A 12,268-nucleotide genomic window follows, 5' to 3' on the forward strand; every position below is an offset into this window, starting at 1 on the left:
CGCTAGACTGCACGCCAACACCCGTCAACTTGACGATGCCCTCCTGGGACTTTCGCTTACTAAAACTCCGTTTTCGACAAGATACTCGAGCTTCTCAGCTGCGGCCTCAATGGCCCTCTCGAAGTGCTCGCATGCATCGCCCATAGATAGCCCCTTTGCTGGTCCATCTCCCCATCCGAGCATCGAACCCGAGGACGGTGTTGTCTACGTCAAGCAAGTGTCGGTGGATCAGACTCCACGCGCCGGCCATTCTTGTCCCCAAAAGTCGCCGGTTGTGCTGTTGGCAGAACAGCAGGTGCGCCTGGCGCGCCATCGGGCGCTCGGAGCCCACACGCGATGGGGCACGCCGAAGCGACTTGGTCGCTGCGGTCCGAGAGCGTACAATCGTCGGTGGGTCAGCGGCTCGAACCGAGTCCAATGTTGACCGGGCGATGTCAGCGCCTCAGATCAGCCAGGTAGCGCTGACACACGCGCGGAACGTACCCCTCGTTACCGCATCTCCAGAGCACAACTGCGAGATTCGGTCGAGTGGCTGGCCCGCCATGGAGGCGCAGGCACGGAGGCACCGGACGGGCTGCGGCCGGAGCCTGAGGGTGATGATGTGCCGCAGCGGTTTCTGACGACTCCTTCGCGAGACTAGCCTCTCTACATGTCGCGGGCCACGATCATGGGTCGCGTCCAGACAACACGCCCAACACCTCCGCGACCCTCGACCAAGCACACAACATTGGAGCCGGGCAGCCAGGTCACGGTGCTAATCAAGTGCTTCGCCTTGTTGATCGCCTCCGTCATGTCCCTTGCGCGCAAAGGGACGGACTGGTCCAACGCTCGGATCATATCCCCACCGCCGCGACCGACCTGAAGTGTGTAAACGCGCATTTCGACATCCTCCTCCGCCTATGAGGATAGAGGGGTGGCGTGAACCTGTCTGGTGGCATGGTGTCGCCCCACCGGCCAGCTGAGCGGAAAGGCGCAAATCCGTAGGCGAATTGCCGCCGCGGAGGCCAGCTGAATTTTCGGACACTATGCGGACATGTGCAAAGCCTCTTCGCCCGCTATCGCGGGGGAGAGGCTAGTGCACTGATTTCTTTTATTTTGTTCTCCGGCGGTAGGGATCGAACCTACGACCAATCGATTAACAGCCAACTGTTCGCGTCCCCTCTTGGAAGGGCAGCTAAGGTATCCATTCCTCGCCGCAAGCGGCCAGTCCGCAGCCGGCCCCGAAGCTGTCGTTCGGGTGTGTGTGGAAGGCTGGCGCTTTGAGAGCGGCTAAATCTGAAATTGTCCTTTATTTACAATTCTCTGTAATTCGGCCGGCAATAGTCATTATGTAATATCATAACGCAGCCGAGCGGCATCAGCCTGAAGCTCTGTCCTCATGAGGACGAATGCTGATCGACATACCGAGCGCTTTGACCACGCCCAACAAGGTCGAGAGCTTCGGATCGCCGTCCGGCCCAAGACTCTTGTAGAGGGCCTGTCGGGACACATGCGCTGATTTGGCAATTTCGGTCATGCCGCGTGCGCGGGCCACGGTTGCCAAAGCCCGTTTGATTTCCCCCTCATCGCCTTCCTCGAAGGCAATCGCCAGAAACTCTGCCTGCGCCTCATCGGTGCGCAGATACTCTGCCGCGTCGAAGGGAGTTGTCGCCAATACCACGTCAGACCTCCTTTGCCATGTCCCGCGCGCGGGCTATGTTGCGCCGCTGCGAGCTTTTGTCTCCGCCACACAAAAGAACTACAACAACGTCGCCAGTTCGGACCAAATAGACCCGGTAACCTGGGCCATAGTCGATGCGTAATTCTCCAATTCCATCGAAGTACTTCACGTCCCCGAACGCCCCGCGTTCAAGCCGCGCGATCCGGGTGGCGATCCGCGCGACAGCTCGCTGATCCTTCAGGGCTCGAAGCCACCGCCCAAACCTTTCCGATTGCCGCACCTCGATCATCTGTCAACTATAGGCGACAGGACGCAGAACGTCAACTATAGGCGACAATTAGAAGCCCGAACGGGGCGGGGCTGTAGTCCTGGACTGCCACATCGGCTACCGGCCAGGAACATGTCTGCCACCGTCACCGAAACAACGCCGATTGCCGGGACTGCTCCCACTCGGCGAGCCCCCGGGCAACCAGCTAGGCCGCACTGCGGCGGGCACGCAGTCGAAGTCGTGCGCAACCTCCGCTGAGCCCGGGACTGCGGGGTGCCTCGAGCGTACCAGTTCCAAACGGCCGAAACGCTCATCATGCATGTTCGTGGGTGGAGCATAGGTGTAAAATGTCACCGGGCGTTGCGTCGTGCGACCAAACCAACGGCGCCGCGACAGCCTTTCGAACTCGCTGCGCAGGAACGGCATTGCCAACTTGTTTATCGAGGGCCCTTGGTTAGGTGGCGGGGATGAAGATACCGAGCACCATGCCGCGCTTGAAAGGCTACCGCTTCCCGCGCGCGATCGTTGCCTACGCGGTCTGGGCGTATCACCGGTTCGCGCTCAGCACCGGCGATGTGCTCGACATCCTCGTGCAGAAGCAAAGGAATGCGAAGGCAGCAAGGCGGTTCCTGGAGCGGCTGATCGGTCGGTTCGGTACTCCGCGGGTCATCGTTACCGACAAGCTGCGCAGCTACACCAAGCCCATCGGCCATCTTGCACCCCGTGCCGAGCATCGGGCGCACAAGGGCTTGAATAACCGCATCGAAGGATAGCACAGGCCGACCCGAAAGCGCGAGAAGCTCATGGGGCGGTTCAAGTCCCCGCGACAGGCGCAGAGGTTCCTTGCCGCCCATGACCAGATCAACACGCTCTTCCGGCCCCGCCGCTATCGTCTCTCCGCACTCTCCTGGCGCCACGCCCGATCCGATGCTTTCGATCTCTGGGGCGCCTACGTCCTCGAAATGACCGCCTGACTGAAGCGGATCAGGCCGCGTTCACGCCAAGCCAAACAACTTGGCAATGCCTCGGTATCTTCATGCACGCCACCTACGCCAAGGACTTCCCGCAAACAAGTTGGCGATGCCAACCACTGAGGTAGACAGATTGGGGGCCGCTCGGTAGTATATTGGAGCACCAAGGGGAGGTCGTCATGGGGGTCCACAAACAGTCCGTCAGTTTCACAGACGCCGCCTTCGCCTACGCGAAGGAATTGGTCGACCGCGGAGATTACCCGAATGTAAGCGCGGCAGTTTCGGGGGAGTTGGCCCGAGCCCGGGCTGCGCGGGAGCGGGACCATATGATCCTCGAAGCTGAGGTGCGGCGACGTCTTCAACTGCCTGCGGACCAGTGGGAGCCTGTTTCGACGGCGGCGGAGTTCACCGCAGATGCGCGTTCATTTCTGGCCGAGCTCCGGGGCGGAGAAGCGTCCCAGGCATGATCCGGATCGAACGGCTTCCGCTCGTCCGACGTGATCTTAGGGAGTTGGCGCGCCATGTGGCAGAGGCGTCCGGTGATCTGCGTGCGGCTGCACGCCGTCTAGATCAAGTCGATGCGTTCCTGACCGACATTCTGGAGAACCCGAGTTTGGGATCAATCCTGAGTGCGGAACTATCCGGATGGCGTGTCCGGCATGGTGGCGCGGGTCGTCGGATCACTATCGTCTTCCGTTTCACGGAGGATGGAAGGTGTCTTCAGATCGCGTTGGTGGCCTTTGGCGGCCAAGACTGGATGGGCGTGGCTCCGGAACGATCCGTGGCGTTCAAGAGAGCCTGAAAACGGGATGGCCAAGTATTTTTGGCCGAAATCGGCATGGGCCTGAGTGGTGTTCGTCAGGCGCTCATCTCGAGGGTATAGGCACCCCATAGATCGAAGGCATCGGATCGGGCGTGGCGCCAGGAGAGAGCGGAGAGACGATAGCGGTGGGGTCGGAAGAGCGTGTTGATCTGGTCATGGGCCGCGAGGAACCTCTGGGCCTGACCGGGTGACTTGAACCGTCCCATGATCTTCTCGCGCTTCCGGGTCGGACGGTGCGATCCTTCGATGCGGTTGTTCAAGCCCTTGTGCGCTCGATGGTCCGCACCCGGCGCGAGATGGGCAATCGGCTTGGTGTAGCTGCGCAGCTTGTCGGTGACGATGACATGTGGAGCGCCCCAGCGACGCATCAGCTTGCGCAGGAACCGCATGGCCGCTTTGGCATTCCGACGACTCTGCACGAGGATTTCCAACGTGTCGCCCCTGGCATCGACGGCGCGCCAGAGCCAGTGCTTCCGGCCGCGGATCGAGATAACGACTTCATCCAGGTGCCAACTGTCCGCCGCTGCAGGCCGGCCCCGTCGGATGCGGGCAGCAAACTGCGGCCCGAAACGGCCTACCCAAACCCGGATCGTCTGGTAGCTGACCAGAGCGCCGCGTTCAGCCAACAGGTCTTCAACGTCGTGCAAACTGAGCGCAAATCGACGATTGGCCCACACCGCATAAGCAATGACTGAGCGCGAAAAGCGGTGCCCTTTGAGCGCCGCTGCTTCGATGTCGATCATCCCGACCCGCTGGGCGCCAGGCACCACCTCGTCAACTTTACAAAGCCTGCCCAACGCCCCGACTCGCTCCGGCCGTGTTCCCGTGTCACCGATCCCCAAAGTGCGATGGGCCGGGAAAACCGATGAAAGATTCAACCTGAGTTAGAAACATTCATCTGTTTGGACGATGCGCGGCACCGGTCACTGGTTCCATACTGGGTCTGTGCCGGCGGGCCTCGTCCGGCTCAGTCACGGGCCGCAAGACGCGACCCAATAGCACATCAACGGAACAGGAGACTCGAAATGAAGAGCTTCAAGACCTTCCTCAAGCGCTTTCACAAGGACGAGAAGGGCGTGACTCTCGTCGAATACGGAATCGCACTAACGCTCGCCCTCATCGTGGGCGGCACGGCGCTGACGAACCTCGCTGGAAGCGTCTCCAACCAGATGGGCGTTGCCCAAACCGCCTTGTGCGCTGGCGCCGCCGGAGCAACCACCGCCAGCTGCAAGTAGTAGAACTAGAGGATCAGGCGGCTCTGTCTGCCGCCCGAGTGCTTACCCCAGGAAAAAAGCCGTCGCCCGCCGACAGCCTTGGCGGGCGACAGCAGAGCCGAGGGTTTCCCCGGCTTCCACACAATCCCCCGAGGAAAGTGACATGGCCTTCCGATCCATCCTCGTTGCCCTTGTCGGCGTCGTCGTCGCTGGCGTTTCCGCTTATGCAACGCGCGAGTATCTCAGCCTGCAGACGGCACAGGCCCAAGTCGATCCGAAAGCCCAGTTGACCACGGTGGTCATCGCGGCGACGAACATCGATTTCAGCCAGCCGATTGAGCCGCAGGAACTCAAGGTGATCCCGTGGCCCCGCGCGGCACTGCCGCCGGGCGCCTTCCAGACGACGACGGCGCTGCTGCCCGCAGCGGGAAGACCGCCGCGTCGGGCGACCCGCGATTTTGCGCAGGGGGAGCTGATCCTCGCCTCCAAGGTTTCCGGCTTCGGCGCGAAGGTGACGCTGGTCCAGAGCCTCTTGCCCAACATGCGGGCGATGGCAATCCCGGTGACCGCGGTGACCGCCGCGGGCGGCTTCGTCACGCCGGGCGATCACGTGGACATCATGCTGACCCAGGGCAGCGGTTCCGACCTGCGCACCGTCACGATCCTGCAAGATATCCGTATCCTTGGCGTGGACCAGACCTCGAACCAGAGCCATGACAAGCCCGATATCGCCAAGACGGTAACCGTCGAGGTCACACCGGATCAAGGCCAGGTGCTGGCGCTCGCACAGCACGCGGGAACGCTGAGCCTCGCCCTGCGGGCGGCCGGCGTGGCAGGCGCGAAGAAGCAACCGATGGCATCGCTGCGGCTCGCCGACATCCTACAGGAAAAGTCACCGGCCGATGTGCCGAATGCGGGTGTGACGATCAAGGTGCACCGGGGCGACAAGAAGGTCGAACTCGTCGAGGTCAGCAAGTAGCCGCAAAAGGGGGGCGCGGCCGGGCACGCTTACGGCGGGCCGCAGAGGGAATGTGCAAGAGGACTGGGACCATGGCACGGATGATGCGCAAGTTCATCGAAGACACCCGTGGAACGATAATGGTGTTCTGGGCGATGTCGTTGGTCGTGATCATCGGGCTGGTCGCCCTGTCCTTCGATATCGGTCGCATTGCCTCGACCCGTGCGCAATTGCAGTCCTTCGCCGACAACGTGGCGCTCGCCGCCGCCGGCGAACTTGACGGCGGCTCGGATGCGATTACCCGGGCGACAACCGCGGCGGATACGATGATCAGCGGCTCACAGACCTTCGGGAACGGGTCGCACAGCCTTTCCGGCTCCGCTGATTTCTCGATTGCCTTTTACGCGACGCTGCCGGCCAACGACACGTCGCCGCTTGGTGCCACGACGACCGATCCGGCGAAGGCACAGTACGTGAGTGTCACGGCCACGCCGCGCAGCATCGGTCTGACTTTCGCCGCGGCGCTCTACCAGCTGCTTGGCCAGCCTGTGCCCAAGGTACTCACCCAGGCGACGGCGGTGGCGGGCTTCACCCAGTATGCCTGTGACATCACGCCGATGATGATGTGCCTGCCCCACAACACCGACGCCGAGGGCAACCCGATACCGTATCGTGCCGAAGATAATGTGGGCAAGATGATCCTCATGCGTGCCGGCGGCCAAGGGGCCGCCTGGGGACCGGGAGATTTCGGTTTTCTAGATCCCTCCGCCTCAGACATTGCTGCCGATCCGAATGGGCCTTGTGCCGGCCTGCCAACAACCGGCGAGAAATACTCCGAATGCCTGCTCGCAGCCGAGGGCAGCGTCAGCCAGTGTTTCCGCCAGCGCGGGGTGACGACCCAACCCGGGCAGGCCAATGGCATCAATAATGCCGTCATGAATGTCCGGTTCGATATCTATCTGGCAACACTGAACCATGCCAATAAAGATCCCAACTACCCGGCAGCCCCGAATGTGATCAAGGGCATTATCCCGCAAGGGACTGGCCAGACCTGCATCGGCCAGAACGCACAGGTATCTCCCAATACCGAGGCCCTACCGAACGACACCTGCCTCAACAACGGCTCCTGCACTCAACCAGGCGGAAATGGGCGGTTTGGGAACGGTATCTGGGATTCTCCAGGCTATATCACCCAGAATTGGGGGGGCACGGCCCCCCCAGGGTGGAACGGCGTCACCCGCTGGTCGCTCTACAATGCAGAGATCAAAAGTGCCGATCCTCCCAACGGACCGTCAATCCTGACCGACAAGGCGGAAACTGGGCGGCCGATCTGTTCCCAATATCAATCGCAATATCCGGAGCGCCGCTTAATCGTCGTGGCTGGCGTAGATTGCACCGCCAATCCGATCAACGGCACGTCCACCGTACCGGTGCAGGAATTCTTCAAGATCTTCCTGACCCGGCCCGTGGGGCCGGACCCGACGACCCCCTCCAAGGAGGATATCTTCGGTGAAATCGTCGGACCCGCTCAGGGCTACGGCGGCGCTGGCGGCAAGGGCGGGCTCTTCCACGATGTCGTGCAGCTTTACAGGTGAGGTGATGGAAGGGCGTCCGATGATATCCCCAATCATCAAGCGATGCAGGGCGTTCGCGGGTGGCGAGCGGGGCGCGATCCTGGTCGAGTTCGCCCTCGTCCTGCCGATGATGCTCATTTTCTTCGCGGTGATCGTGGAGGGATCGCGGATGATGTGGTCCTACCAGACCGCGATCGAAGGGGTTCGTGACGCGTCGCGTTATCTGGCACGCGTCGCGCCGGCGAACATCTGCTCGCTCGGCGGCGGATATGATATCAGCGTCTGGCAACCAGACCTGCAGCAGATCGTTAGCCAGACGATCTCGGGGCAGGTGTTTCCAACTGACGTCACGGTCTCAGTGACGCCCGGGTTCCGCTGCGACACCGGCGATTTTCGAAACACCCCTGTCACGATCGGCACGGTCAGCGCGCAGGTTCAGATACAGTTTCCCTTCTCAAGCCTTCTGAGCTTCTTCGGCGGCACGGCGCCCGCCTCGCTCCAGACCACGCTTACGGATCAGTCGAGGATCTACGGCTCATGAGCGAACGGTCGAAACAGATTGCCATCTCAAGCACCCCGAACGGACCGGCTGACGAGTCGGGCGCGGCACTGGTGGAGCTTGCGCTCGTATTGCCGCTGTTTCTGTTCCTGCTTTTCGGGCTGATCGACTTCGGGCGTCTCGGCTTCTCCATCGTGATGGCAAGAAGCGCCGTGGATATGGCCGTGCGCACGGCAGTCGTCCGCCCGTTGGCCTGCGATGATCCGACCTTTCCGACAAGCAACCAGCGTGGTTCGGACACAACGCAGCCATTACCGCCGTTCGGTACCAGCTGCAGCCCCGGGACAACCGGGATATGCGCTGCACCAAGTCCTGTCAGTTGCACAGGAAGTGAAAGCAACACCACGGCCTTCGAGATCTGGAACAAGATCGCACCGCTCATGCCGTTCGGGACAACGATTGCAAACCTGCAATTTACTTACACCTACGACCCGAACCTGGGCTTTCTCGGCGGCCCCTACGTCCCGACCGTCACGGTGGCGCTCACGGGTGCAAAATTCCAGTTCGTAACGCCACTTGGGGCGCTCGCCGAAGCGTTCGCAGGCGGTCCTCTGAGTTTCGACACATCCAAAGGGATCGACTTTCCGACAATCAGCGCCGCTCTGCCGGGTGAAGATCTCGCCGAAGGAACAGGCGGGTAATCCGCTGGCGCAATGGGAGATTAGAGAATGTCAATGAAACAGGTACCGCGCTCGATGCTGGTCATCTCCCCGGACCGGACCGTGGCAAAGGCAATTTCGGATGCAGTGCTGTCTGTACCAAACATACGGCTGGATAGCGAAATCGGCACGATCGGAAGTGTGAACGGCCGCGCCGTTCGACTCCTTTCCGGGCGGGACATCGTGTTGTTCCAAGCTGATGCAGCCGACCCATCCGAGCTCGATGCGATCAGGCGGCTGGTTGCAGAGCGCGGAGGCAAGACTAGGTTCGTCGCGCTTGCGGACGAACACATGTCGCTCGCGCAAGTTCGTTCGCTGACAGAAGCCGGGGCGGATGACGTCATGCCCCTTCCGACCCAAGGAGGTGACCTTGGCAAGGTCCTTTCTCGTCTGGGCGAGACCGCCCCGGCAGATCGCAAGATGGGCCATCTCTTCGCCGTCATCCAAGCGCGCGGGGGAATTGGGGCCACGACCCTTGCTGTCAATCTCGCTGATCAGCTCTGCCCGCCGAAGGGCCGTCGTGGTGGTAACTCAAAGGGGGTCGCGTTAGTCGATCTCGATCTTCAGTATGGAACGATCGGCAGCATGCTCGACCTGCCCGAACAGGACGCGCTCTACCAACTCGCGTTCGATGGCACGATCCCTGACGCGCAGTTCCTGGACCTCTCGATGAAGACCCTGCCTCAAGGCCTCTCAGTGCTGGCTGCACCGAGCCGCCTCGGCCCGGTGGATTCGCTTAGCACTGAGCAGATCAAGGCGCTGCTCGATCTCTTGCGTGAGCGGGCCGAATATGTCGTGGCCGATCTGCCGCATGTTATGGTGCCTTGGATGGATCCGGTCTTGCGGCAGGCGGATACAATCCTTCTGGTTTCCGACACCACCGTCCCAGCAGTCAGGCATTGCCGCCGGCTGATAGACTTCCTGGCTGCCGATCATCCGGACCTGCCGGTGCGTGTGGTGCTGAATCATGAGACGCGGCCGCTGTTCCGCAGCGCGGCGCTGCGTGAGGCATCGCGTGCCTTGGAGCGTCCGCTCGACATCTGGCTGCCACATGACAGTAGGGCCGCACGAGCTGCCGCCGATCGCGGCATGCCGTTGTCCCGCGTGGCAGGCCGCTCGGCTCTGACACGCTCGATCCGGCGCCTTGCAAGATCCCTCGCCGCGGAGTTCCCGCCGTCCGCTACCTCCCATCTGCCTATGTAGGAGCGCCAAAGTGTTCAAACAATTTGCAAAACCAACTGCGAAGTCGGTGAGCAATGTGGTCGAATTGTCCCCGGCGCTCAGCCCGGACAGCCAAAGAGCCCACTTTGTCGAAGATCAGCCGGACAGCGATCTTCTTGCCCGTCTCGAACTCAAGACCCGGCTGCACGAAGTCCTCCTGGAGAGGCTGAACCTCGCAGTGATCGACAAGGTGGAGCCCGAGGAGCTCCACCGCGAAGTGAGCAGCGTCGTTTCCCAAGTCCTGGCCGAGGAAAAACGACCGATGCGGGGCGAAGACGTCCGGAACCTGGTGAACGAGCTGCTGGACGAGATTCTGGGCTACGGACCACTCGAGCCGCTGCTCGCCGATCCGACCATTTCTGACATCCTCGTAAACTCCTATCGGTCCGTGTACGTGGAGCGAGCGGGAGTCCTGGAAAAGAGCCGAGTTCGGTTTCGTGACGAACGCCACCTCATGCGGATCATCGACAAGATCGTGAGCAGGGTGGGTCGGCGCGTCGATGAAAGCCAGCCTTGGGTCGACGCACGCCTCGAGGATGGCAGCCGTTTCAACGCGATCATCCGACCCTGCGCCATCGACGGCCCATCCGTTTCAATCCGGAAATTCGCCAAGATGCCCTACACGATGGAACGTCTGATTGAATGCGGAGCCCTCTCGCATTCGGCGGCCGGGTTCCTGAAGGCCCTAGTTCAGGCGCGCCTCAACGTACTTATCTCCGGCGGTACGGGTTCGGGAAAGACGACCATGCTCAATGCCATGTCCTCTTATATAGGTGGTCGCGAGCGCATCGTCACCATCGAGGACGCCGCCGAGCTTCAGCTGCAGCAGGAGCATGTCGTGCGGCTTGAGACCCGTCCGCCGAGCCCTAGCGGAACGGGCAACGTGACCCAGCGTGACCTTGTCCGCAACGCGCTACGGATGCGGCCCGACCGGATCATTGTTGGCGAAGTCCGGGGGGCCGAGGCGTTCGACATGTTGCAGGCAATGAACACCGGGCATGAAGGATCGATGACGACGGTCCACGCTAACAGCCCGCGCGACGCGCTGATGCGGGTGGAACAGATGGTCACTATGACCGGTATCGACCTGCCCGTACAAAGCATCCGCGGGAACGTCGTCTCGGCACTTAACATCGTCCTCCAACTCAGCCGGCTGAGCGACGGTCGCCGTCGTGTTCTCGCCATCTCCGAAATAACCGGCATGGAAGGTAATACCATCACGATGCAGGACATCTTCGTGTTCCTCCGCGGCGGCATCGTCAACGGAGAGGTCCAGGGTGAATTCGTCCCGACCGGCATCAGGCCTCAATGCTATGGGCGGCTGGTCTCGGCCGGAGTCGAATTGCCGGCCGAGACGTTCGTGCGGAAAGGGGTGATGGTATGACTGTCCTAAACGGATTCGAGTCTGGCATATCCGGTTACATCGGCCTGTTCATCGGCATACTGCTCATCTACGAGGGCCTGTGGCAACTTCTGACCCGGTCAGAGGCCCAGGCCAAGGCACGCAACCGCCGCATGAAGATGATCGCGCGCGGAGCTACGGCCGACGATGTGCTGAAGGTCATGAAACCCAACCAGGACGAGTGGTGGCTTCGAGGGCTGCCGTTCATAAGCCGCATTCCGAGCGATCTTCGCCAGGCCGGAATTACTATGGCTCCTCTCAATCTGGTTCTGATTTGTGGTGCCGGGGCAGTCATCACGGCCGTCTTCGCAGCCCTCAGGCTTCCCTCCGCCCTGGCCGGCGGATTGGCACTCGGCCTGTGGATCATGCTTCCGCTTCTCTTCCTGCGCGTTATGCGTAACCGTCGTCTTGACCAGTTCAGCCGACAGCTGCCCGACGCTCTGGACCTGATGGCACGCGGATTGCGCGTCGGGCATCCCCTCAACGTCACGATCGCGTCCGTGGCTGAAGAGATGAGTGATCCTGTCGCGAGTGAATTCGGGATCATCGTCGATCAGGTATCGTACGGCGATACGCTTGTGGACGCGGTTTTCGATCTGTCCAGGCGCATGCAGACTGAGGACGCCCAGTACCTTGCCTCGTCGATTTCCATCCAGCACGGAACGGGTGGCGACCTCGCGCGAATCCTATCCGTGTTGTCGACGGTCATTCGCGGCCGCAACGCGCTGCGTCGCAAGGTCAAGGCCATCTCGGCCGAGGGAAGGCTTTCGGCAAGATTCCTGTCCGCCATTCCTCTTCTGATGGGGGGCGTCATGTCGGTGATAACCCCGAGCTACTACGGTTCTGTCTCGAGCGACCCCGCGTTCCGCCCCGCGGCCGCAGCGGTTGTCATCCTGATCCTGTTGAATGCGCTGATTCTGCGCCGCCTTGTCAATTTCCGTGTTTGAGGAGTGCTGCCG

Annotated in this window: 12 protein-coding genes and 1 pseudogene; 10 read left to right on the forward strand and 3 right to left on the reverse strand. The window is 61.5% G+C overall.

The features are described from left to right. Positions 1 to 1,357: 1,357 nt before the first annotated feature. The gene (locus EIP85_RS18140) at positions 1,358 to 1,660 is read right to left on the reverse strand and encodes an addiction module antidote protein (RefSeq protein WP_127903631.1); all 303 of its coding nucleotides are present in this window, start codon (positions 1,658 to 1,660) and stop codon (positions 1,358 to 1,360) included. 1 nt (position 1,661) lies between these two features. Beyond that, a complete protein-coding gene (locus tag EIP85_RS18145; RefSeq protein ID WP_127903632.1) occupies positions 1,662 to 1,949 on the reverse strand; it encodes a type II toxin-antitoxin system RelE/ParE family toxin in 288 nt (95 codons plus the stop codon). Positions 1,950 to 2,395: 446 nt separating this feature from the next. Between EIP85_RS18145 and EIP85_RS18150 the strand changes: the two are divergent. Both EIP85_RS18150 and EIP85_RS18160 read left to right on the forward strand, forming a co-directional pair. Further along, a pseudogene (locus tag EIP85_RS18150) lies at positions 2,396 to 2,902 on the forward strand (IS6 family transposase). Positions 2,903 to 3,362: 460 nt separating this feature from the next. Next, on the forward strand, positions 3,363 to 3,701 hold the full coding sequence (locus EIP85_RS18160; protein ID WP_127903634.1) for a type II toxin-antitoxin system RelE/ParE family toxin: 339 nt from the start codon (positions 3,363 to 3,365) through the stop codon (positions 3,699 to 3,701). 56 nt (positions 3,702 to 3,757) lie between these two features. On the opposite strand, the gene EIP85_RS18165 is transcribed toward EIP85_RS18160, so the two are convergent. Beyond that, complete coding sequence (locus tag EIP85_RS18165; protein WP_127903635.1) at positions 3,758 to 4,465, reverse strand: IS6 family transposase; 708 nt, start codon at positions 4,463 to 4,465, stop codon at positions 3,758 to 3,760. A 282-nt stretch (positions 4,466 to 4,747) separates the two neighbouring features. Between EIP85_RS18165 and EIP85_RS18170 the strand changes: the two genes are divergently transcribed. The 8 genes from EIP85_RS18170 to EIP85_RS18205 all read left to right on the forward strand — a co-directional run bounded on the left by EIP85_RS18170 (position 4,748) and on the right by EIP85_RS18205 (position 12,256). Next, positions 4,748 to 4,957: a Flp family type IVb pilin gene (locus EIP85_RS18170; protein WP_127903636.1), complete on the forward strand. Its 210-nt coding sequence runs from the start codon at positions 4,748 to 4,750 to the stop codon at positions 4,955 to 4,957. A 142-nt stretch (positions 4,958 to 5,099) separates the two neighbouring features. Further along, entirely contained in the window at positions 5,100 to 5,915 is an 816-nt protein-coding gene (gene cpaB, locus EIP85_RS18175) for a Flp pilus assembly protein CpaB (RefSeq protein ID WP_127903637.1), read from the forward strand. A 71-nt stretch (positions 5,916 to 5,986) separates the two neighbouring features. After that, positions 5,987 to 7,489 (forward strand): TadE/TadG family type IV pilus assembly protein, encoded by a 1,503-nt coding sequence (locus tag EIP85_RS18180; protein ID WP_241560086.1) that lies wholly within the window; start codon positions 5,987 to 5,989, stop codon positions 7,487 to 7,489. Positions 7,490 to 7,493: 4 nt separating this feature from the next. Further along, a complete protein-coding gene (locus EIP85_RS18185; protein WP_241560087.1) occupies positions 7,494 to 8,009 on the forward strand; it encodes a TadE/TadG family type IV pilus assembly protein in 516 nt (171 codons plus the stop codon). Continuing rightward, positions 8,006 to 8,668, forward strand: a complete 663-nt coding sequence (locus EIP85_RS18190; protein ID WP_127903638.1) for a TadE/TadG family type IV pilus assembly protein — start codon at positions 8,006 to 8,008, stop codon at positions 8,666 to 8,668. Before EIP85_RS18185 ends, EIP85_RS18190 begins: the two co-directional genes overlap by 4 nt. A 33-nt stretch (positions 8,669 to 8,701) precedes the next feature. Then, positions 8,702 to 9,889: a CpaE/TadZ family protein gene (locus EIP85_RS18195; RefSeq protein ID WP_127903639.1), complete on the forward strand. Its 1,188-nt coding sequence runs from the start codon at positions 8,702 to 8,704 to the stop codon at positions 9,887 to 9,889. A gap of 10 nt (positions 9,890 to 9,899) precedes the next feature. Next, positions 9,900 to 11,291 carry a TadA family conjugal transfer-associated ATPase gene (locus tag EIP85_RS18200; RefSeq protein ID WP_127903640.1) on the forward strand — a complete coding sequence of 464 codons (1,392 nt, stop codon included), beginning with the start codon at positions 9,900 to 9,902 and terminating at the stop codon, positions 11,289 to 11,291. Beyond that, a complete protein-coding gene (locus EIP85_RS18205) occupies positions 11,288 to 12,256 on the forward strand; it encodes a type II secretion system F family protein (RefSeq protein ID WP_164871796.1) in 969 nt (322 codons plus the stop codon). Before EIP85_RS18200 ends, EIP85_RS18205 begins: the two co-directional genes overlap by 4 nt. Positions 12,257 to 12,268: the final 12 nt, after the last annotated feature.

Origin of the sequence: Solirhodobacter olei, from assembly GCF_004010155.1 — a bacterium.
GTDB classification, from domain to species: Bacteria; Pseudomonadota; Alphaproteobacteria; order Rhodobacterales; family Rhodobacteraceae; genus Solirhodobacter; species Solirhodobacter olei.

What these genes read in the sequence shown, in the direction of transcription:
- EIP85_RS18170 (WP_127903636.1), top strand. Translation starts at nt 4,748, where the DNA reads ATGAAGAGCTTCAAGACCTTCCTCAAGCGCTTTCACAAGGACGAGAAG.
- EIP85_RS18205 (WP_164871796.1), top strand. Translation starts at nt 11,288, where the DNA reads ATGACTGTCCTAAACGGATTCGAGTCTGGCATATCCGGTTACATCGGC.
- cpaB (WP_127903637.1), top strand. Translation starts at nt 5,100, where the DNA reads ATGGCCTTCCGATCCATCCTCGTTGCCCTTGTCGGCGTCGTCGTCGCT.
- EIP85_RS18145 (WP_127903632.1), bottom strand. Translation starts at nt 1,949, where the DNA reads ATGATCGAGGTGCGGCAATCGGAAAGGTTTGGGCGGTGGCTTCGAGCC.
- EIP85_RS18165 (WP_127903635.1), bottom strand. Translation starts at nt 4,465, where the DNA reads ATGATCGACATCGAAGCAGCGGCGCTCAAAGGGCACCGCTTTTCGCGC.
- EIP85_RS18180 (WP_241560086.1), top strand. Translation starts at nt 5,987, where the DNA reads ATGGCACGGATGATGCGCAAGTTCATCGAAGACACCCGTGGAACGATA.
- EIP85_RS18185 (WP_241560087.1), top strand. Translation starts at nt 7,494, where the DNA reads ATGGAAGGGCGTCCGATGATATCCCCAATCATCAAGCGATGCAGGGCG.
- EIP85_RS18160 (WP_127903634.1), top strand. Translation starts at nt 3,363, where the DNA reads ATGATCCGGATCGAACGGCTTCCGCTCGTCCGACGTGATCTTAGGGAG.
- EIP85_RS18195 (WP_127903639.1), top strand. Translation starts at nt 8,702, where the DNA reads ATGAAACAGGTACCGCGCTCGATGCTGGTCATCTCCCCGGACCGGACC.
- EIP85_RS18190 (WP_127903638.1), top strand. Translation starts at nt 8,006, where the DNA reads ATGAGCGAACGGTCGAAACAGATTGCCATCTCAAGCACCCCGAACGGA.